This window comes from Aquimarina sp. (genome assembly GCF_977115655.1).
The window spans coordinates 1-18,807 of the sequence record NZ_CDSBKO010000068.1; the positions used below are offsets into that span (position 1 = coordinate 1).

20 protein-coding genes and 1 other RNA gene are annotated in these 18,807 nt (G+C 31.9%); 10 read left to right on the top strand and 11 right to left on the bottom strand.

Features of this window, described 5'->3' with window-relative positions:
* Positions 1–465: 465 nt before the first annotated feature.
* Positions 466–891 carry a MerC domain-containing protein gene (locus tag ACZIYX_RS20670; RefSeq protein WP_462684159.1) on the top strand — a complete coding sequence of 142 codons (426 nt, stop codon included), beginning with the start codon at positions 466–468 and terminating at the stop codon, positions 889–891.
* Positions 892–907: 16 nt separating this feature from the next.
* The gene (locus ACZIYX_RS20675; protein ID WP_462684160.1) at positions 908–1,879 is read left to right on the top strand and encodes an alpha/beta hydrolase family protein; all 972 of its coding nucleotides are present in this window, start codon (positions 908–910) and stop codon (positions 1,877–1,879) included.
* A gap of 114 nt (positions 1,880–1,993) precedes the next feature.
* Here the strand turns inward: ACZIYX_RS20675 and ACZIYX_RS20680 are convergent, their stop codons facing one another.
* From ACZIYX_RS20680 to rlmD, 3 genes are all read right to left on the bottom strand, one after another.
* Entirely contained in the window at positions 1,994–2,704 is a 711-nt protein-coding gene (locus ACZIYX_RS20680; protein ID WP_462684161.1) for a DUF6048 family protein, read from the bottom strand.
* On the bottom strand, positions 2,670–3,194 hold the full coding sequence (locus ACZIYX_RS20685; protein WP_462684162.1) for a DUF6452 family protein: 525 nt from the start codon (positions 3,192–3,194) through the stop codon (positions 2,670–2,672). The genes ACZIYX_RS20680 and ACZIYX_RS20685 overlap by 35 nt, the downstream gene beginning before the upstream one ends.
* A gap of 190 nt (positions 3,195–3,384) precedes the next feature.
* A complete protein-coding gene (gene rlmD, locus ACZIYX_RS20690) occupies positions 3,385–4,794 on the bottom strand; it encodes a 23S rRNA (uracil(1939)-C(5))-methyltransferase RlmD (RefSeq protein ID WP_462684163.1) in 1,410 nt (469 codons plus the stop codon).
* A gap of 263 nt (positions 4,795–5,057) precedes the next feature.
* Here rlmD and rocD point away from each other — a divergent pair, with 263 nt between their 5' ends.
* Complete coding sequence (gene rocD, locus ACZIYX_RS20695) at positions 5,058–6,299, top strand: ornithine--oxo-acid transaminase (RefSeq protein ID WP_462684164.1); 1,242 nt, start codon at positions 5,058–5,060, stop codon at positions 6,297–6,299.
* Between the two features lie 79 nt (positions 6,300–6,378).
* Here rocD and ACZIYX_RS20700 read toward each other — a convergent pair whose 3' ends face one another.
* The 4 genes from ACZIYX_RS20700 to ACZIYX_RS20715 all read right to left on the bottom strand — a co-directional run bounded on the left by ACZIYX_RS20700 (position 6,379) and on the right by ACZIYX_RS20715 (position 7,675).
* Positions 6,379–6,687, bottom strand: coding sequence for a CCC motif membrane protein (locus ACZIYX_RS20700; RefSeq protein WP_462684165.1), 309 nt, complete (start codon positions 6,685–6,687; stop codon positions 6,379–6,381).
* An 8-nt stretch (positions 6,688–6,695) separates the two neighbouring features.
* Positions 6,696–6,986 carry a DUF2752 domain-containing protein gene (locus ACZIYX_RS20705; RefSeq protein WP_462684166.1) on the bottom strand — a complete coding sequence of 97 codons (291 nt, stop codon included), beginning with the start codon at positions 6,984–6,986 and terminating at the stop codon, positions 6,696–6,698.
* 83 nt (positions 6,987–7,069) lie between these two features.
* Complete coding sequence (locus tag ACZIYX_RS20710; RefSeq protein ID WP_462684167.1) at positions 7,070–7,390, bottom strand: CCC motif membrane protein; 321 nt, start codon at positions 7,388–7,390, stop codon at positions 7,070–7,072.
* A gap of 15 nt (positions 7,391–7,405) precedes the next feature.
* Positions 7,406–7,675 (bottom strand): DUF2752 domain-containing protein, encoded by a 270-nt coding sequence (locus tag ACZIYX_RS20715; protein WP_462684182.1) that lies wholly within the window; start codon positions 7,673–7,675, stop codon positions 7,406–7,408.
* 205 nt (positions 7,676–7,880) lie between these two features.
* Between ACZIYX_RS20715 and ACZIYX_RS20720 the strand changes: the two genes are divergently transcribed.
* Together ACZIYX_RS20720 and ACZIYX_RS20725 are read left to right on the top strand one after the other, a co-directional pair.
* Positions 7,881–8,096, top strand: a complete 216-nt coding sequence (locus ACZIYX_RS20720) for a hypothetical protein (RefSeq protein WP_462684168.1) — start codon at positions 7,881–7,883, stop codon at positions 8,094–8,096.
* Positions 8,093–8,647, top strand: coding sequence for a Smr/MutS family protein (locus ACZIYX_RS20725; protein ID WP_462684169.1), 555 nt, complete (start codon positions 8,093–8,095; stop codon positions 8,645–8,647). The genes ACZIYX_RS20720 and ACZIYX_RS20725 overlap by 4 nt, the downstream gene beginning before the upstream one ends.
* Positions 8,648–8,651: 4 nt before the next feature.
* On the opposite strand, the gene ACZIYX_RS20730 is transcribed toward ACZIYX_RS20725, so the two are convergent.
* On the bottom strand, positions 8,652–9,182 hold the full coding sequence (locus tag ACZIYX_RS20730) for a hypothetical protein (protein WP_462684170.1): 531 nt from the start codon (positions 9,180–9,182) through the stop codon (positions 8,652–8,654).
* 18 nt (positions 9,183–9,200) lie between these two features.
* On the bottom strand, positions 9,201–10,106 hold the full coding sequence (locus ACZIYX_RS20735; RefSeq protein ID WP_462684171.1) for a hypothetical protein: 906 nt from the start codon (positions 10,104–10,106) through the stop codon (positions 9,201–9,203).
* A gap of 184 nt (positions 10,107–10,290) precedes the next feature.
* On the opposite strand from ACZIYX_RS20735, the gene ACZIYX_RS20740 reads away from it, so the two are divergent.
* Positions 10,291–11,439, top strand: a complete 1,149-nt coding sequence (locus ACZIYX_RS20740; protein ID WP_462684172.1) for a cysteine desulfurase family protein — start codon at positions 10,291–10,293, stop codon at positions 11,437–11,439.
* Positions 11,440–11,533: 94 nt separating this feature from the next.
* On the opposite strand, the gene ACZIYX_RS20745 is transcribed toward ACZIYX_RS20740, so the two are convergent.
* Together ACZIYX_RS20745 and ACZIYX_RS20750 are read right to left on the bottom strand one after the other, a co-directional pair.
* Positions 11,534–14,002 (bottom strand): TonB-dependent receptor, encoded by a 2,469-nt coding sequence (locus ACZIYX_RS20745; RefSeq protein WP_462684173.1) that lies wholly within the window; start codon positions 14,000–14,002, stop codon positions 11,534–11,536.
* Between the two features lie 14 nt (positions 14,003–14,016).
* Positions 14,017–15,705, bottom strand: a complete 1,689-nt coding sequence (locus ACZIYX_RS20750; protein ID WP_462684174.1) for a M23 family metallopeptidase — start codon at positions 15,703–15,705, stop codon at positions 14,017–14,019.
* Positions 15,706–16,335: 630 nt separating this feature from the next.
* Between ACZIYX_RS20750 and ACZIYX_RS20755 the strand changes: the two genes are divergently transcribed.
* The 4 genes from ACZIYX_RS20755 (at position 16,336) to rny (ending at position 18,708) form a co-directional block, all read left to right on the top strand.
* Positions 16,336–16,626: a hypothetical protein gene (locus ACZIYX_RS20755; protein WP_462684175.1), complete on the top strand. Its 291-nt coding sequence runs from the start codon at positions 16,336–16,338 to the stop codon at positions 16,624–16,626.
* Between the two features lie 6 nt (positions 16,627–16,632).
* Positions 16,633–16,923: a cell division protein ZapA gene (locus tag ACZIYX_RS20760; RefSeq protein ID WP_462684176.1), complete on the top strand. Its 291-nt coding sequence runs from the start codon at positions 16,633–16,635 to the stop codon at positions 16,921–16,923.
* 54 nt (positions 16,924–16,977) lie between these two features.
* A non-coding RNA gene (gene ssrS / locus ACZIYX_RS20765) (6S RNA) lies at positions 16,978–17,084 on the top strand.
* A gap of 55 nt (positions 17,085–17,139) precedes the next feature.
* Positions 17,140–18,708 carry a ribonuclease Y gene (gene rny / locus ACZIYX_RS20770; RefSeq protein ID WP_462684177.1) on the top strand — a complete coding sequence of 523 codons (1,569 nt, stop codon included), beginning with the start codon at positions 17,140–17,142 and terminating at the stop codon, positions 18,706–18,708.
* The last annotated feature ends 99 nt before the right edge of the window (positions 18,709–18,807 follow it).

Genomic DNA, 18,807 nt, shown 5'->3' on the forward strand with positions numbered 1-18,807 from the left:
ATAGATTATCAGTGATATCAAAGAACATTTAATTATTTATAGTGGACACTAATGAATTTGATTATAGATAACTTACAATTATTTGTGCTATTTATTGAATGGAATTACTTGCTAAAATCATTTTTTTTTACTCTATATTTCAAAATAAAAAGCATTGAGAGCGGTACTGTCGCTGTATTTTCTTTTTCGTCTGAGCCAAAATAATTTAATTGCTTCTATAATAATTTTACTTAAAAATGTTATAAGATCTTGTTCTGTTTTTTTATGATATACTGAACAATATTTTGTATTATTGCAACATTATTGCATTTAGGTTTTTGAATTGGAAATACTATTACAAGAAGGATTCTGTTTAAGAAACAAAATTAAAATAAAGGTGAATTGAAATTGTAGTAAGTTTTTAATTCTGAAACTTGAGTATTCTATAACTTAAATAAAAAAGTAAGAGATCAAATTTTTAATACTATGATTCATTATACAGATCGAATAAATTGGGATTTTATAGGTTTATCCACGTCGTTTTTATGTGTACTACATTGTATATTTTTACCTGTTTGCATACCTTTTTTTCCTTTAATCGGGTTATCATTTATGAATAATGAGTTTTATGAAATCATATTGGTAATTATAAGTTTAATAATAGCATTTATAGCAATATATGATGGGCGTAAAAGATATCATAACAAGTTATTGCCAATTTTTATGTACTCTTTTACGGTAGTGTTTTTTTGTATTGGTTTTTTGATTGAAAATTATACTTCTGAGAGAGTTTTGCATTTTCTTGCTACTGGTTTTTTAATAATTGCGCATTATTATAATTGGAAATTTGTAAAAGCCTGTAAAAATTACAGGAGTAAAAAAAACAGTGTAACAAATACAGAGATAACATAAAAAAATAAATCTAAAAATGGGAAAAATTAAAGGATATAGTATTGCAATATGTTTATTGCAAGTTCTTATATGTTTTTCGCAGGCAGATGATGGTATAAAGAATGAGAAAGTGGTAATCATAAAAAAGAAGTATGATGAAACGTCAAAGATTACAAAATATCAATATGATTCTGTTTTTTATGAAACAGCACGTTCTCAAAAAGAGGTAGAATTTCTTCAGTTTGATTATAAAAGCGATGAATTTTGGGTAAAAGGTTTTATAACCAAGCCATTATTATTAAGTAAGAAAAAATACCCTGTGGTTATATATAATAGGGGAGGAACGGGGAATTATGGAAAAATTTTGGACGAAGACCTGCCTTTTTTTTATAAATGGTATCAAGATGGGTTTATAGTAGTAGCATCTAATTACAGGTTTGTAGATGAAAGAGGTCCTTTTGATCAATTTGGTGGTAGCGAGATTAATGATATAATTTCTTTATTCGAATATTTAAAAGCTTTTGATTTTTTAGATTTAGATAATGTTTTTATGTTAGGAGTTTCCCGTGGGGGAATGATGACTTATCAAATGACTAAGATACTTTCTGTGCGTGCAGCAGCAGTAATAGGAGGAGTAGCTAATTTGAATACACTATTACAAAATCGACCGGTTTTTTTAAATGGTTGGGATGATGCAGAAAAGGAAGAAGATAACTATAAAGGATTACGTAATGTTCTTAACGATTTTGATATTTATAAAGAACAGTATATAAAAGACAGATCGGCTGTACAATGGGCAAATAAAATTAATTGTCCAATTTATATTTTACATTCAAGGCAAGATGGCTTTGTGTCTGTAAACCAAGCAATAGAAATGGTTGGAGAACTTCAAAAAGCCAATAAAGAATATCAGTTAAAAGTGTATAATGAGAAAAGCCATTCACTTCCTTTTCAGTACTTTGATAGTCATCAGGAAATTGTGGATTGGTTTAAAAAATATATAAAATAGACAGTACAGCACTTGTACAGAGCCAAACCAAAATATAGTTGTGGTTATATTTTTTGACGAAGAATAGATGAAAAAAGAATAATTTACTAGTATTGGTTCAACGTTAAAAAGATATTATTCCTTTTTCTTAAAAAACGGAATAAGGTAGCTAACAGAATATCCATATCCAACTCCGATACTACTAAAATCATTAGTACGACCAAATCCGGGAATATAGAGATTATCAAATCTATTAGATGTTTTTTCGCTTACTAAGCTTCTTAAAGAGACGTTAGCTCCCAGATACAGGTTTTTTATTAATTCTACCTTAATACCAAGGACAAGCTCGATCCAACTGGCATTCAAATCACTGGCTTTGATACTTTCGGTTATTTTGTTTGCTCCAAAGTAATTCGTTCTGGTAAAAATAGAATAATCGTTTAAGGTTTGATCAAAGGTCGAGAAACCATAACGCACACCTGTATATATACTATTTTGCATGCCATACCAATTATCGTATACATTATAATCTATTCCAACTCTAATATAGCTCCCGGAGCCTTTTACGTTGATATTTTCTTCGTCTCTTATTAGAGATTCATTACCTGCTTCTGCTGCAATATAAAACTTTTTATAGAACCTGTAATCTCCGATAATTTCAAATCCCGAATACTTATCATCTGCAGCTGTGCGAATTAATCGACCAAGGTCAACGCCAGCCCTAAAACCATATTTTTCTGAAGGAGGAAGTGTGTCTTTAGAATTAGTTTTGGTTTCCTCTTGCGCATAAAAACTACTGGAAACTAAAATGCTAATGAAAAATAAATACGTGTGCAGTTGTTTCATCGGTTATGTTCTCTCTTTGTATTGTTATATTTTTAATCCAGTTGCCGTCATCTCCTGCTACCGGAGGAGAAAAAGTAAGTCCTTCATAGTTTACCTTAAATCCGCATGCACTACTTACATATTCTTCTTTTATTGTGTATTGAAAGCTTACAATATCTTTATCGGGGGCAGGGTCGGTATCTGTATTGTTACTGGTATTAGAATTTATAGTAAACTCATATTCGGTAATAGATTCCTTATTTCTAAGTGGGATTCGAATTAAATCTTCAACTGTTTTAAAAGGAAAAGGAGTATCTGAACCAACAGCTTTAATTTGTAATTCTGCTGGTGCTTTAACCAAAGTGCCAGTCTCAAAGTCTATAAATTTTATGATTAAGAAAGGAGTGGTAGGGGTTCCTTCTGCACATATATCATCCCGTTCACAACTATAGTTTGTAGATAAAGTACCTATTGCAATTAGCGTGTATAATAAATATTTGTATATCTTCATATATTATCTTTTTTGTAATAATACCAGATTTTAAAGTAAAGGTTTTAATCCCTCATCGAGGGGGTAATTCCCAAAGACTTGTTTCGGAAACAAAATATATTTTCGGAAGCAGACCATAACCTTACTTCGATTATTGATTTTATTTTCTGCGCAAATTCTACGCAACATAAATACGAAAACCTTTGCAAACTTACCTTTTTTCTAATAAAACTACATTTTCTACATGATATGTTTGTGGAAACATATCTACAGGTTGAACTTTGGTAATCTCGTACATTTTATCTAATAACGCCAGATCCCGTGCTTGTGTTGCACTATTACAGCTTACATAAACTATTTTTTGCGGGGCTATATGTATTAGTTGTGCTACTACATCTTTATGCATACCATCTCTGGGAGGGTCTGTAATTACAACCTCGGGTTGTCCATGTTGTGCAATAAAATTTTTTGTAAAAACCTTTTTCATGTCTCCTACATAAAACTCTACATTAGAGATAGAATTACGTTTGGCATTTTCTTTGGCATCTTCAATGGCTTCCGGAACAGCTTCTACACCGATTACTTTTTTTGCTTTTTTCGCAACAAATTGTGCAATTGTACCTGTTCCTGTATATAAATCATATACTAGTTCTTTACCAGTTAAATTCGCAAAATCTCTGGTCACTTTATATAGCTCGTATGCTTGTTTAGAGTTGGTTTGATAAAAAGATTTTGCATTAATTTTAAAGCGCAAACCTTCCATTTCTTCCTCAATATAATCCTTGCCCTTGTAACAAATAATTTCCTGATCGTATATTGTATCGTTACCTTTTGGGTTTATGGTATATTGTAAAGAAGTTATTTCTGGAAACTCTGAACCAATATAGTCTAATAAAAGTGTTCTTTTTTCAACATCTTCGCGAAAAAATTGTAGTAGAACCATAATTTCTCCTGTCGAAGATATGCGAAGCATTAATGTACGCAAAAAACCTTGTTGATTTCGAGCATTATAAAACTCTAAATTGTTTTGTGTAGCAAATGCTTTTACTTTATCCCTAATGGCATTACTTGGGTCTTCCTGAAGATAGCATTTATCAATATCCAAAATTTTATCCCACATCCCGGGAATGTGAAACCCTAATGCATTTCTGTTTTTTATTTCAGAGTCACTTTTAATTTCATCAAGAGTTAACCACCTGCTGTCACTAAAAGAAAATTCCATTTTGTTTCTGTAAAAAAAATGATTTTCAGAGCCTAGTATAGGATTTACTTCGGGCAATGCAACTTTACCTAGTCTGGTTAAATTGTTTATCACTTCTTGTTGCTTATATGCTAGTTGGTGTTCATAGCCCATAAACTGCCATTTGCACCCTCCGCAAGTTCCAAAATGCTTACATGTAGGATCTACTCGTTTATCCGAAAACGTGTGTATTGTAGTTGCAGAACCTTCGTAAAAAGCCTTACGTTTTTTTGTAACCAGAACATTTATAATATCTCCGGGAACAGCATTATTAATAAATATAACTTTCCCATCTGGTGCTTTAGCAATGCTTTTTCCTTTTGCACCTGCATCAATAACTTTGACGCTTTCAAAGATTTGTCTTCGATTTTTTCTTGCCATAGCGCAAAAATAAGAATAGAAAGCAAATACTTATTAATTATTCGATATATCTTATAAAAGAAATTGAAAAAACAGACCTGTTCAATAGTTTTATGCCTGTAAGTATAACAGGTATATTTTTTTGGCAAGAAAAATATTATAATAAGTCCTTTATAAAGAGGACTATATTTAGTATTTTGCAGCCAACTTCATTAGGATGATTTCTCTCCTTGGCTTTAATGTTAAAGTAGGAATTGTAAAGTTTTATTTTTAATACGTGAATAATGGCAATTTTAGAAAAAAAGTCATCACAACATTCTATTGAATTAGAAGATAAGTATGGAGCTCATAATTATCACCCGTTACCAGTTGTTTTAAGTAAAGGTGAAGGTGTATATGTTTGGGATGTAGAAGGCAAAAAGTATTATGATTTTTTAAGCGCATATTCTGCGGTTAATCAAGGGCATTGCCATCCTAAAATAGTAGAAGCGATGGTAAATCAGGCACAAACCCTAACCTTAACGTCACGTGCGTTTTATAATGATAAGTTAGGGGAGTATGAAAAGTTTGCGACCAAGTATTTTGGTTTTGACAAATTACTACCCATGAACACAGGTGCAGAAGCTGTAGAAACAGCGTTAAAGATTTGTAGAAAATGGGCATACGAAAAAAAAGGAATACCAGAAAACGAAGCTCAGATTGTTGTTTGTGAAAATAACTTTCATGGTAGAACTACCACTATTATATCTTTTTCTAATGATCCTGTAGCCAGAGAAAATTTTGGGCCATATACCGCAGGATTTATTAAAATTGAGTATGATAACCTATCTGTACTGGAAAAAACATTAGAGAACAATAAAAATATAGCTGGTTTTTTGGTAGAGCCAATTCAAGGGGAAGCAGGGGTATATGTTCCTTCAGAGGGGTATTTGGCAAAAGCTAAAGAACTTTGTGAAAAACATAATGTACTTTTCTTAGCAGATGAAGTGCAAACAGGAATAGCCCGTACAGGGCAATTACTAGCTGTAAATTATGAAAATGTAATACCAGATATTTTAATTCTGGGAAAAGCATTGAGTGGGGGAGCCTACCCTGTTTCGGCAGTACTGGCAAATGATTCTGTTATGGAAGTAATAAAGCCGGGTAATCACGGAAGTACTTTTGGAGGTAATCCGGTTGCAGCAGTAGTGGCTATTGCAGCATTAGAAGTTGTTAGAGATGAAAAATTAGCCGAAAATGCTTTTATACTTGGTGAATTATTTAGGTCTGAATTAGGTAAGTATATAGAAAACTCTAAAATCGCAAAATTAGTTAGAGGTAAAGGACTGTTAAATGCGATCTTAATTAATGATTCTGAAGAAAGCGATACTGCATGGAATATTTGTGTTGCACTTAAAGAAAATGGATTGTTGGCAAAACCTACTCATGGTAATATTATTCGTTTTGCACCGCCATTGGTAATGAACAAAGAACAATTATTGGATTGTGTGTCTATTATTATAAAGACTCTTAAAGAGTTTGAATAGTTTTACTATTATATAAATACACAAATAAAAGAGGTCGTCTGTAAAGTATTTTTTTTGACGACCTCTTTTTTGTTCTCTTTTATTGATTGAACACCTCAGACCAAGGTAACATTGTTCCTATAAAAACAATGTACCCAATAATGATAAGAAGATATATAGAACTTAGTATTGTCCCTATTATAGCACAAATCTTACCTGCTTTTAGATTTTCATATCCTAAGTATAATTCAGGATTGGCTAAATATAAATTCTTTGCTTTTTTTTCAAGAATTAATGTGACAATACCAAATATAAGTCCTAAGATTCCGTAGCAAAAGCAAGTTACAATCGATGCAATGCCAAATATTAATACCAAAGTAGAATTTGGCAATTGTTGTTTAGTTTCCATGTGGGTTATTAAAATTTTATAATATAATTTGCAAGAATAAGTATAGTATTTAGAATATAAAAATATTGAAGGTTTTTTGCTCCTTTTTTTAAGTTTAAAAAAAGATGTGCAATTAAGTAACCAAACATTAATAAAAGAGGGATCAGGGCAGGGTACATTAAAAACGATTCTATTAATTGGCCTTTTATAAGCAGTATAAAACTACGCTGAAGACCACATCCAAGGCAATTTAAGCCAACCAATTGCTTACCAGGGCATTGCAATAGAGCGGATTCTATTTGATTAATTAATGTTTCCAAGATAGATTAAATAAATATTTAAACATAAACTGGTCAAAAAGTTATGTTTTGAACAGTTTATGTTTATCTAATATTGTTAAAGATTACGCCCCTGCAGATCTTTTCATTTCTTCTATCATCTCCATATAACCATCCATACCAATGGTTGCAAATATAAAAATAACATATATAAGATATATTGCACCAAGGGCAATACCAATTATAGCTAATATTTTACCTGTTTTTACATTTTGAAATCCTAAGTATAATTCTTGGTTTTCATTGTATAAAGTGGTAGCTTTTTTTGCCAAAACTAAAGTTGTAATAGCAAGAATAATTCCTATACCATAACAACAGCATCCTACAATAGATAAAATTCCAAGAACTAAAATCAAGGTAGAATTAGGTAATATTTGTTTTTCCATAGGTTAATTGATTAGTTAAAAAATTATTTTCATTTTGATTATATAGCTTATAAGCACGGTAAGTAAGGTAAGTATTATTAAAAATAGTCTAATAAACCTATCATATTTGAATTTAATAAAAAAGTTGAGCCCTAAAAAAAGAAGTAAGGTTAAAAGAGGATAAATAGCAGGATACATATAAAAGGCAGCAATAAAATCCCCCTTAAAAAGAAGAACAACAGATCTTTGCATACCGCACCCTAAACATTCAATACCAAAAATTTTTTTGTTCAGGCATGGTAACATATAAGTCTCCAAAAGCGAAAAATATTTATAATTTTTATGGCGCAATATACATAATTAAGTTATTTTAAGCTTTTAAAGCTTAAAAAATCTATTATTTAATACTTTTGTGATCTTAAAAGACCATGCGGATTTAATAAGGATTAAATATAGAAATCACTGTGATTAGTTTTTGTTTGGTTTGTAAAGCAATTAATTTAATAATTTAATGAATTACGAAAAAATTAAAAGAATAATAAGGACGGTTTTTATTGTTACTGGTGCTGCAGCAATTATAGGGGAGACATTTTTTGAAAAAAAGAATTATTATATTCAAAGTACAGGGATTGTTTTATTAATGATGGGGCTATTTATGATTACGACTACTGTAAAATCAAAAACAAACAGTGAGTCTGATATATATTTAGAAGAAGAAGAAGAATGAGTACAATTAAAATAGGAGATACGGTATCTGTTTTGGATGAGCCTATCACTGGCAGGGTTATTAATATTTTTTCAGATAAGGTAACGATAGATACAGAAGATGGTTTTGATCTTACTTTTTTTATTCGAGAAGTAGTAAAAATAGAATCAGGGTTGCTGATTATACCTTCTTACGAAGAAGTATATGAAAATCTACAAACAAAAGAAGACTTCAAAAAGAAACCAAAAAGACCAACTATAAAACCCAAAGAACGTGATATAGCACCAATGGAGGTGGATTTACATATTAATAAGCTGGTAACATCTACCCGGGGAATGGCAAATCATGATATAATCACACTACAATTGGATACAGCAAAAAGGCAATTAGATTTTGCGATTAATAAGCGTATCCCTAAGGTGGTTTTTATTCATGGAGTAGGACAAGGAGTGTTAAAAGAAGAGCTGGAATACTTTTTTGGGAGGTATGATAACGTAAAAGTTTCTGATGCAGATTATAAAAAATATGGCTTGGGAGCTATGGAAATTTATATTTTACAAAACCCAAAATAACTGGTTATTTATTTATAGTTATTTCGTCTTCGCCAAAATTAAGTAGTTCCAGACGAATAGAAATATCATTTCCTTTAAGGGTAATATTAGAAAGTGTAATGTTTCTGGTATAAGTAATACTGGTTGATGTTTGGCTTTTTTCTGTATATTTTATGATAGCATTCCCATCAGAGCTCTTTAACTCTTGAGCAATAACAGTTCCATTAGGAGGAACACTGGCACAAAAATATTCGGTATTATTAATTTTGGAAGCAAACTTTCTGTGAATTAAAAGATTGGTAGTAGTATTAAGGGCTATTGTATGAGATAATTCTTTTGGAACTAAGTTTAGTTTAAAAGTAGTACTGGTAAAACTTAAAGAAAGAGATTGATTAACATCTGTGTCTACTTTAAAAAAGACAAAAGTGTTTTGGTTTAAGTTAGCACAGTTTTCTAGGGGGGCATCAAAATTAGTAATATCATTGTTAATAATATCCCCTTCGCTACAACTGGCTGTTAATATAACTATAAGTATGCTGAAAAAAAATTTATTCATAATAAAGGATTAAATAAGCTACATTTTTTTTGTGGTTTTAGGGATTGTAACATCTCTAAAGCCAAATGAAAAGTTTTTGTTTTCAAAATTTTGATTATTACCATCAAAAATGAGCCCATTTATCGATACGGTGGTTCTAAATGTTGTTTTTATGGTATTCTTAAGTTTTGGATCTACATTAACTGCGGTGTTTTTGGAATTTGGATCCAAATAAAATAATTTTCCTGATTCAGGATCTCTATCGTCTCTGGGGTTTCCGTTTAAATTGGCATCTTCATTTCGGGTTAAAATCCCATCATTATCATCATCTTCCTCAAGATAATCGGGTATTCCATCCTCATCGGTGTCTCTGGGGTTATCATTGTCAGGAATCTCATTTGGTATTTCTACACTAGTTAAAATATTATCGTTGTCATCATCCTGGTCTTTATAATTTGGGATGCCATCCCCATCGGTGTCATCATCTTCAAGATTACCATTTCTATTCAAATCTTCATCTTTTGCAGGAATGCCATCATCATCGTCTTCTAAAGCGATTTTGGTATCTATTTCGGCAGTACCATTAGTCCCTGTAAGCTCTTCAACTATTGTAATATCATTTGGGGGTACATTAGAGCAAAAATAATCATTGGTTATTTTTGTGTTAAAATTTCGGTAAATTAAACTATTTGATGCTTGTGTCAGGTCAATTTGCAAGGGTACCGGACTTACAATAGTATCAGAAAATGTTTCATTGATAAAGTTATATGAAATAGCTTCATTAATGGTTTTTCCTATTTTAAAAAAAACAAACTCGTTTTTTTTAGCACCTTTACATAGCTGTAAGTCAGTATCGTTGAACTCAAAACTGGTAATTACAATATCACCATCATCACAAGAAATGAAAAATAATAATAAAAAGAGAAATGAAAACAGCTTTTTCATGTCAGAATGAGTATTTTTTTTGACAAAAATAAAGGAATTGAAAGATTATAACGTGTCTATGTCAAAATAATTTTATTTAAACTAGTTTTGTAACCTTGATTAATGATTTTTAGATAAGAAAATATCTTCTGTAATTCCAAAAACCACTTAATCAATCTTTTTAAACAACTAATTGTTTTGTTATATGCAAAAGGTATATTTTGATAGTGCTGCTACCACAGAGGTTAGGCCAGAAGTTATCACAAAAATGGTATCGGTATTAAAAGAAGATTTTGGAAATCCATCATCCATACATAGTTATGGCAGATCTGCAAAGAATCATATTGAACAAGCCCGTAAAAATATAGCTAACTATCTAGGAGTAAAAGCTTCGGAGATTATTTTTACTTCGGGGGGGACAGAAGCAGATAATTTGGTAATAAACAGTGCAGTCAGGGATTTAAAGGTTACCCATATTATAACTTCAAAGATAGAACACCATGCTGTATTGCATACCATACAAGAAATTGAATCCCGAAATGGTATTATGGTAAGCTATGTTGCTATACATCCGGATGGAACTATTGATTATGAGCACCTGGAATCTTTATTAAGTTCGTCTAAAGAAAAAACCTTAGTAAGTTTAATGCATGTAAATAATGAAGTAGGAACTATTTTAGATATAGATCGTGTAGGAAAACTTTGTAAGCAACATGAAGCTATTTTTCATAGTGATATGGTACAATCTGTTGGGCATTACGAAATTAATTTAAGCAAAATAGATGTAGATTATACTGCGGTAAGCGCGCATAAATTTCATGGACCAAAAGGAATTGGTTTTGCATATATCCGCAAAAATTCTGGTTTAAAACCATTAATTTTTGGAGGAGAGCAGGAGCGTGGTTATCGTGCAGGAACAGAGAGTGTGCATAACATTGCTGGTATGGACGAGGCTTTACGATTATCTTATGAGAATCTGGAAGAAGAAAAAACATATATTCAAGATGTAAAGCAGTATTTTATAGATACACTAAAAAGTAATATTGAAGGCGTAAAATTTAATGCTAGTTGTTGTGATGTAAAAAATAGTACCTATACATTGATAAACGTATGCCTTCCTGTTTCTGTAGAAAAAGCAGGTATATTATTGTTTCATTTGGATATTAATGGGATTGCCTGCTCTAAAGGAAGTGCATGCCAAAGCGGAAGTGGTAAAGGATCTCATGTATTAACAGAAATCCTATCGGATGAAGACTTACAAAAACCATCTATACGTTTCTCTTTTTCAAAATATAATACAAAAGAAGAAGTAGATTATGTAGTGGATGTATTAAAGAAATTTATTGAGGAGTAACCTTTAAACCTTACAAAAAAGCATATAACACCATAATTTTGCTACTTCTTTATTGATTATAAAAAAAACAATAAAGAAGTAGTGCCATGTTTTTCTAAAACTTCATGCCCAGTCGTACGTTAAATACCCTTGGGGTTAAGTAATTAGGGATAGAAAACTGTCTTCTGCTGGCAGCATCTCTTACATACGTATTCGTAATGGCATTTTGATTGTTAAAGATATTATAGATTTCGAAACCAAGGTTTAATTCTCTGAATACATTAAGAAAATGACCTTCTCTTAACCTTTTATCTTTATCTACTAATACATAGGATAGCCCTAAATCTGCTCTTCTATAATCCCGTAATCGGGTTTGAAAATTATAAGGGTCAGCATAGCTGGGCGATCCTCCCGGTACCCCGGTTTGATATACCATATTAAGATACATCTTTAAACTTGGTATCGTTGGTACATAATCTTGAAAAAGCACTCCTATTTTTAATCGCTGATCTGTAGGTCTTGATATATACCCGCGATTGTCAATATTTTCTTCCGTTTTTAAATATCCAAAACTTACCCAACTTTCTGTTCCTGGTACAAATTCTCCGTTAAGCCTTAGATCTATTCCTTGTGCATACGCTTCTGCATTATTTCTGGCACGATATCGTATTCTAACATTTTCGATAGTGTACGGATTCACATCCGTTAGTTTTTTATAATATATTTCTGTGGTTAATTTAAAGGGTCTTTTCCACATAGAAAAACTATAATCGTTTCCTAAAACGATATGTACCGACTGTTGTGCCTTGACCTCTGGTCTAACAATCCCTAGTGAATCTCTTAGTTCTCTGTAAAAAGGAGGTTGATGATATAAACCGCCAGATACCCTAAATATTATATCAGACTCCCAATTTGGTTTTATGGCAACTTGCGCTCTTGGGCTAAAAACTATTTGAGAATCTGTGCTATTAGCTGTATTTCCCGAAACATTCCAGTTATGTGCTCTCACACCTATATTTGCCCAGATTTCACTCTCGTTAATAGCAGATCTAATACTATATTGAGCATATCCGGATGTTCTGTCAATTTTTACATTATTTATAGCCCTGGTATTTGTAAAAGGAACAATTGGGGTAGCAAAAGGTGAATAAGGCTGGTTGTTTACAAAATCTAATAAAGGAGGTCTTATAGAGAAACCTGCCGAATCAATAATTTCGTATTCTTGTAGGCGATCTCTTATGTCTTCAGAAGTATATTTAACCCCCCAGTCTAATTGATGTTCATTAGCAATATAAGTCCCCTTATGTTCCATATTAATAATCAAGGCATCCAAATCATTTCTGGCATGTGTTAATTGAGAACCGATGCCTTCACTAAATTCTACTTCTCCTAAGTTTTCGCTGCCAATATCGGTATTAACAGTTCCCAGTGCATAGGCAGCAAGTATATCATAATGTTCTTGTTCTTGTGTATGATAAGCAGAGGCTATTAATTTTAAAGTTAAATTGTCGTTAGCTCTATAGGTTCCTTTTAATGCTCCAAAGTAGGTTTCGTATTTATCTTTTTCCTGACCTTCATACAATACAGTCAGAGCCTGTACTGTTTGCAAAGTCCCAAAATTTACCTGCTCCTTTAATGGCTCGTAGTCATAGGTGTTAATTCCTGCATTTCCCAAAAAGCCTAATTCAAACTTACTAGAAAAATTATAAGAAAGGTATGTTTGTATATCAGCAAATCTGGGTTGAAAATTAGTTTCCGCTTTTTTTGCATCTACAAACAAGCTGTTATCTCTATATCGAGCCCCAATAATAGCGGCTAATTTTTTGTTTTTAGAAATACCTCCGGCAGATACGCTTCCTCCTAAAAGACTAAAATCGGCTGTAGCTCCTAATCTGGTAGGTCTTTTGTAAGTGATATCCAAAACCGAAGAAAGTTTGTCGCCATATTTAGCTTGAAAACCTCCTGCAGAAAAATCTACATTGCGTACAAGATCAGTGTTCACAAAACTAAGGCCTTCTTGCTGTCCTGATCTAATCAGGAAAGGTCTGTAAATCTCAATTTCATTTACATAAACCAGATTTTCATCATAATTACCTCCTCTTACAGAATACTGAGTGCTTAATTCGTTATTAGAACTAACTCCGGGTAAACTTTTAAGAAGCCCTTCAACTCCTGCATTTGCAGAAGGTGTAGTTCTAATAGTTTCTGGATCTAATGTTGTTATGCCCTCTACAACTTTTCTTTCTCTTCCGGATATAATTACTTCACTAATTTGTTCTATATCGTTTTTTAGTACGGGATTTAGTTCATACTCTTGATTTTCTTCCAAATTAATGGTGAACTGCATGTTTTTTAAGCTAATATGGGATATCGTTATTTTGATTTCCTGATTTGCCGGAACAGTAAGTTGGTATACCCCGTTTTTATCAGATTGGGTTCCCGAATCTTTATAGGTGATGTTGGCTCCCTGAACAGGTATGTTGTTTTCATTTAAAATAACGCCTTTTAAAATTGCGTTTTGGGCTGAAGAAGAAACACTGATTAAAATCAGGGAAATCAAAAAAAAGAGAAGTTGGTTTTTCAAAGGAGTAAAAGTGTTTAAGGTTTTCTAAAGAATATTGTTTCAAATGTTGCTATATTATCTACATTATCTAACACTACAAGTTTAAAATTATTTTCTGAACTGGTATTTATTTTATCATTAAAGTCATATACCAACATTCCTGTTTTATAATCATACTCTAGTAAAATAAATTTTCCGTTTATAGTGCCGCGATAGCTTTTTACTCCGGATTCGGCATCATTTATTTTAATTTTTAAGTGGGTGGCATCTGATATCCACTTTTTTTCGGAAACATTAACAGGTATGATTGTTGGTTTTTGGGTATCGCTAAAAAGAGAATAAGTGCCAAAAGTCCTTGTTCTGGTAGAAAATCTGTCTCCTCTTTTTAAAGTAGTAGAATAATATGGTTTTCCAGAAGGATTAACCCTGCCTATAAATAGTTTTTTTCTATCTTCTTCTTTATATTGAGATGCATCAAAGACTAGTGTCATGTTTTTGTGCAAAGGCGTTTTGTCATTATGGATTTTTGCAGTTTCTCCATTAACAGATATATCCAGATAAGTATCCTCATATAAACTTCCCTTAGGTATCAAAAGATCAAAAACACCAGAGCTATAGGTGTAATTCTCGTCAGCTTTAGCATACTCTTCTGTTTTTAAAAGATCTGTTTTTGTAATTAGTTCTGTATACTTTCCTTGTATAGGTACATGTATTATAGTTGTATTATCTTTATAATCTTTAATATATATAGTGTAGTTGTAAGACAGGCTATCTTTTATATCGATTACTCCATTCTCTATTTTGTTTTTGAAAATGGTCAATGGATTGTTTTTTTCTACAAAAAGCTTAGTGATCCTACCTCTGGATTCTTTAAAATAGGAGTAATCTATAAGTCTGTTAACATATCGTGTTTCTGCAAAAGAAAAACGGTCCATTTCTAATTTTAGATTTTCCTGACCATTAATTTCGGTAATGATTTGGTAAACACCATTGCTGTTTTCTGCAAGATCTTGTTTGTCTATAGTAGATATTCCAAAACCGATTTTGCCAAAAGCATCTATATTTTCTGCTTTATAACTTCCATCTTCTTGAGGGGATAATTTTAATTGGGCAGGTTTTTGGTTATTATTGATATGGGCATTTTCATCAAGACTGTATGTCCACAAACTATTTATGATTGGTTTTTTGGTGTCTAAAACGTCTATACCAAAAGCCATAGGATTCATAGGTCTGGATCCGGGGTCTCTAATCTCAAAATGAAGGTGAGGGCCAGAGCTTCCTCCTGTATTACCACTATATGCTATTATATCTCCTTGTTTTACCAATAAAGATTCAGATTTTGGATAAAGCTCTATTTCATAAGACTCTTTAGTATACTGTTTTTCTTTAACGAAAGCTTCAATTTCTGGAGAGAATTTTTTTAAATGAGCATAAACAGTAGTATAACCATTGGGGTGGGATATATACAGGGCTTTGCCATAACCACCATGAGAAACTTTTATTCTGCTAATTCTTCCGGATGCAGATGCATAAACGTTAAGTCCTTCTTCTCCTCTGGTTTTCATATCCAAACCAGAATGGAAATGATTTGATCTTAACTCGCCAAATGTGCCAGAAGTAATGATAGGAATGTTTAAAGGATGTATAAAGGTGTTTTTAACGGGTTCTTTTTGCCCATAACAAAAAGACAAGCCAAGTAAAATAAAAACAATAATTTTTCTCATAAAAGAGGAGTCTGTATAAAGGATTTGTAATTGGTTTATAAAACTACTTATTTTTTTGGAAGGTTAAGTCATTTTTTGAGCTTGATTAATCTATAGTAGTTACAATTTTACATTTTTTTTTATCCCATGTTGAGGATTTAATCTCCCAAAGTTTTTTTGAATCAAAACATATTTTCAGAAATATACCCAAGAAATAACTATTAAGATGTTAGTGACAATCACAAAATTTAAAATCGGGGTTTTATTAATTCTGTTTATTTAAAATAGTTCTGTAATAGATTTTAGTTTTATCCGGGTATTAAAAATAAAGAAATAAAATGCTATTGATTAAGGGAACAAGATAAAAAATATGACAAAAAAGTACCTGAAAAACCAGAATAAAGACCAAGGAGTGTATTGTGTAATTAGGAGTAAAAAAATCAGAGGTTTTTTTAAAAAATACAGAAAGGAATCTAAATTATATTGAGGATTATAAAGTGTACAAATAATTGTGTCTTTTGCATTAAAAGTAATTGAAATATCAAAGGATAAACGACAATGAAAACTAACTTTAAAATTAGTTAAAAAACTATTGGGTTTTTTCAATTGGTATGTTAACTTTGTGTAACGAAGTATTGCGTGAAATTTATAATGAGTGATTTGATTGAAATTATTGATTCTCTTGAAAATAGAATAAGTAAGTTGCTTCATAAATACGAATTTATGAAACAGCAAAATACGGATTTAAAGGAGAAAATAGCAGAATTGGAGTCCAATTCAGAGCTTCAGGTAGATCAGTTAAGGCAGTGGGAAGAAAAATTCAGTGCGCTCAAAAATGCTAATGCAATGCTAGGCAGTGACGAACATAAAAGGGAAACCAAGCTCAAAATAAATGCTTTAATAAGAGAGATTGATATGTGTATAGCACAACTTTCTGAATAAATTAATATGGCAGAAAAGCTTAAAATTAAACTATCTATCGCAGATCGTGTATATCCATTAACTATTAATCCGGATCAGGAAGAAGGTTTACGAAAAGCAGCGAAAAAGATAGAAACTATGATTAAGCAATTTGAGCAAAGTTATGCAGTAAGAGATAAGCAAGATGTATTGGCAATGTGCGCTTTACAGTTTGCTGCACAAGTAGAACAAAAAGCTATAGATAAAGAAGGGGACATGGTTAATGTTGCAAATAGATTAAATGATTTGAACAATTTGCTGCATGAACACTTATCATAAACGTTCTTAAAAAAATAAATAGGTTACTGCCTGTACTAGTTGTTATTTTGATAAACTCAACAAGAATTAATTAAAAAGGGTGAGTTTAAGTTGTAAAAGCGCGCCGCCTTGAGCGGATTCTTGAGCAACTTGTTAGCCCTAAACCTGTTTTTACAGAGTTTATACAGAACCTTTACTAGTGCAGGCTTTTTTTATATATAAATACTCACATAAATTATGGATAATAATATTGTTTTTTTGATAATTGCTGGAATAGCAGGACTAGTGGTAGGGTTTATTATCGCAAAAGTTTTGGAAAAAAGCAAAGCTTCAGAAATAATCAAAAATGCTAAAAAAACTTCTGAAAGTATTCTGCGAGATGCTAAAAGTGAAGGAGAAACTATTAAAAAAGACAAAATTTTACAAGCGAAAGAAAAGTTTATTGAATTAAAATCAGAACATGAAAAAGTAATATTATCTCGCGATAAAAAGATTGCTGAAGCAGAAAAAAGAATAAGAGATAAGGAGTCGCAAGTTTCTAATGAATTATCTAAAAACAAAAAACTTAGTACAGAATTAGAACAAAAAATAAAAGAGAGCGATCAGCGCCAGGATTACCTTGAAAAGAAACAAAGTGAATTAAAAAAACTTCATAAAAGCCAAGTGCAACAACTGGAAGTTATATCTGGACTATCCGCAGAAGAAGCAAAAGATCAACTTGTTGAATCCTTAAAAGTACAGGCTAAAACAGATGCAATGACACTAATTCAAGGCACCATTGAAGAAGCTAAATTGACTGCCAGGCAAGAAGCAAAAAAAGTTATAATCAATACTATTCAACGTATAGGTACAGAGGAAGCAATAGAAAATTGTGTTTCTGTATTTAATATAGAGAGTGATGATGTTAAAGGCCGTATTATAGGTAGGGAAGGAAGAAACATTAGGGCTATCGAGGCCGCTACAGGGGTAGAAATTATAGTAGATGATACTCCTGAAGCTATTATCCTATCCTGTTTTGATTCTGTAAGAAGAGAAGTAGCCCGTTTATCATTACATAAATTAGTTACTGATGGCAGAATCCACCCTGCACGAATAGAAGAAGTAGTAAAAAAGACCAGAAAACAGATCGATGAAGAGATTATCGAGGTGGGTAAACGTACTGTAATCGATTTAGGGATTCATGGATTACACCCGGAATTGATAAAGACAGTTGGCAGGATGAAATACAGGTCTTCGTATGGTCAAAATCTTTTACAACATTCTAGAGAAGTTGCTAAATTATGCGGAGTAATGGCAGCCGAATTAGGCTTAAATCCTAAATTAGCAAAAAGAGCTGGTTTATTGCATGATATTGGTAAAGTGCCGGATACAGAAACTGAAGTTCCTCATGCTATATTAGGAATGCAATGGGCAGAAAAATATGGAGAAAAGGAAGAGGTTTGCAATGCAATTGGAGCTCACCACGACGAGGTAGAAATGACTTCTTTAATATCACCTATAGTTCAGGTTTGTGATGCAATTAGCGGAGCCAGACCTGGCGCAAGGAGACAAGTTTTAGATTCTTATATACAAAGATTAAAAGATTTGGAAGGTATAGCTTTTAGATTTGAAGGTGTAAAAAAAGCTTATGCCATTCAAGCAGGTAGGGAATTACGTGTAATTGTTGAGAGTGAAAAAGTAAATGATGAAAGAGCAGCAAGCCTTTCTTTCGAAATTTCGCAAAAAATACAAACTGATATGACATATCCTGGTCAGGTAAAAGTTACTGTGATACGAGAAACCAGAGCAGTAAATATAGCTAAATAAACTTTTTTTTTGCACACACACCAATTAAAAAAGAGGGGGGCTGATTTTTCAGTTCCCCTCTTTTTTTGTTACAAAATCCTTCCAGGTTTGCATCGAAAA

Excerpts from the sequence above, each read along its gene's own strand:
- ACZIYX_RS20670 (WP_462684159.1), top strand. The coding sequence starts at position 466 with ATGATTCATTATACAGATCGAATAAATTGGGATTTTATAGGTTTATCC.
- ACZIYX_RS20675 (WP_462684160.1), top strand. The coding sequence starts at position 908 with ATGGGAAAAATTAAAGGATATAGTATTGCAATATGTTTATTGCAAGTT.
- ACZIYX_RS20680 (WP_462684161.1), bottom strand. The coding sequence starts at position 2,704 with ATGAAACAACTGCACACGTATTTATTTTTCATTAGCATTTTAGTTTCC.
- ACZIYX_RS20685 (WP_462684162.1), bottom strand. The coding sequence starts at position 3,194 with ATGAAGATATACAAATATTTATTATACACGCTAATTGCAATAGGTACT.
- rlmD (WP_462684163.1), bottom strand. The coding sequence starts at position 4,794 with ATGGCAAGAAAAAATCGAAGACAAATCTTTGAAAGCGTCAAAGTTATT.
- rocD (WP_462684164.1), top strand. The coding sequence starts at position 5,058 with ATGGCAATTTTAGAAAAAAAGTCATCACAACATTCTATTGAATTAGAA.
- ACZIYX_RS20700 (WP_462684165.1), bottom strand. The coding sequence starts at position 6,687 with ATGGAAACTAAACAACAATTGCCAAATTCTACTTTGGTATTAATATTT.
- ACZIYX_RS20710 (WP_462684167.1), bottom strand. The coding sequence starts at position 7,390 with ATGGAAAAACAAATATTACCTAATTCTACCTTGATTTTAGTTCTTGGA.
- ACZIYX_RS20715 (WP_462684182.1), bottom strand. The coding sequence starts at position 7,675 with ATGTTACCATGCCTGAACAAAAAAATTTTTGGTATTGAATGTTTAGGG.
- ACZIYX_RS20720 (WP_462684168.1), top strand. The coding sequence starts at position 7,881 with ATGAATTACGAAAAAATTAAAAGAATAATAAGGACGGTTTTTATTGTT.
- ACZIYX_RS20725 (WP_462684169.1), top strand. The coding sequence starts at position 8,093 with ATGAGTACAATTAAAATAGGAGATACGGTATCTGTTTTGGATGAGCCT.
- ACZIYX_RS20730 (WP_462684170.1), bottom strand. The coding sequence starts at position 9,182 with ATGAATAAATTTTTTTTCAGCATACTTATAGTTATATTAACAGCCAGT.
- ACZIYX_RS20735 (WP_462684171.1), bottom strand. The coding sequence starts at position 10,106 with ATGAAAAAGCTGTTTTCATTTCTCTTTTTATTATTATTTTTCATTTCT.
- ACZIYX_RS20740 (WP_462684172.1), top strand. The coding sequence starts at position 10,291 with ATGCAAAAGGTATATTTTGATAGTGCTGCTACCACAGAGGTTAGGCCA.
- ACZIYX_RS20750 (WP_462684174.1), bottom strand. The coding sequence starts at position 15,705 with ATGAGAAAAATTATTGTTTTTATTTTACTTGGCTTGTCTTTTTGTTAT.
- ACZIYX_RS20755 (WP_462684175.1), top strand. The coding sequence starts at position 16,336 with ATGAGTGATTTGATTGAAATTATTGATTCTCTTGAAAATAGAATAAGT.
- ACZIYX_RS20760 (WP_462684176.1), top strand. The coding sequence starts at position 16,633 with ATGGCAGAAAAGCTTAAAATTAAACTATCTATCGCAGATCGTGTATAT.
- rny (WP_462684177.1), top strand. The coding sequence starts at position 17,140 with ATGGATAATAATATTGTTTTTTTGATAATTGCTGGAATAGCAGGACTA.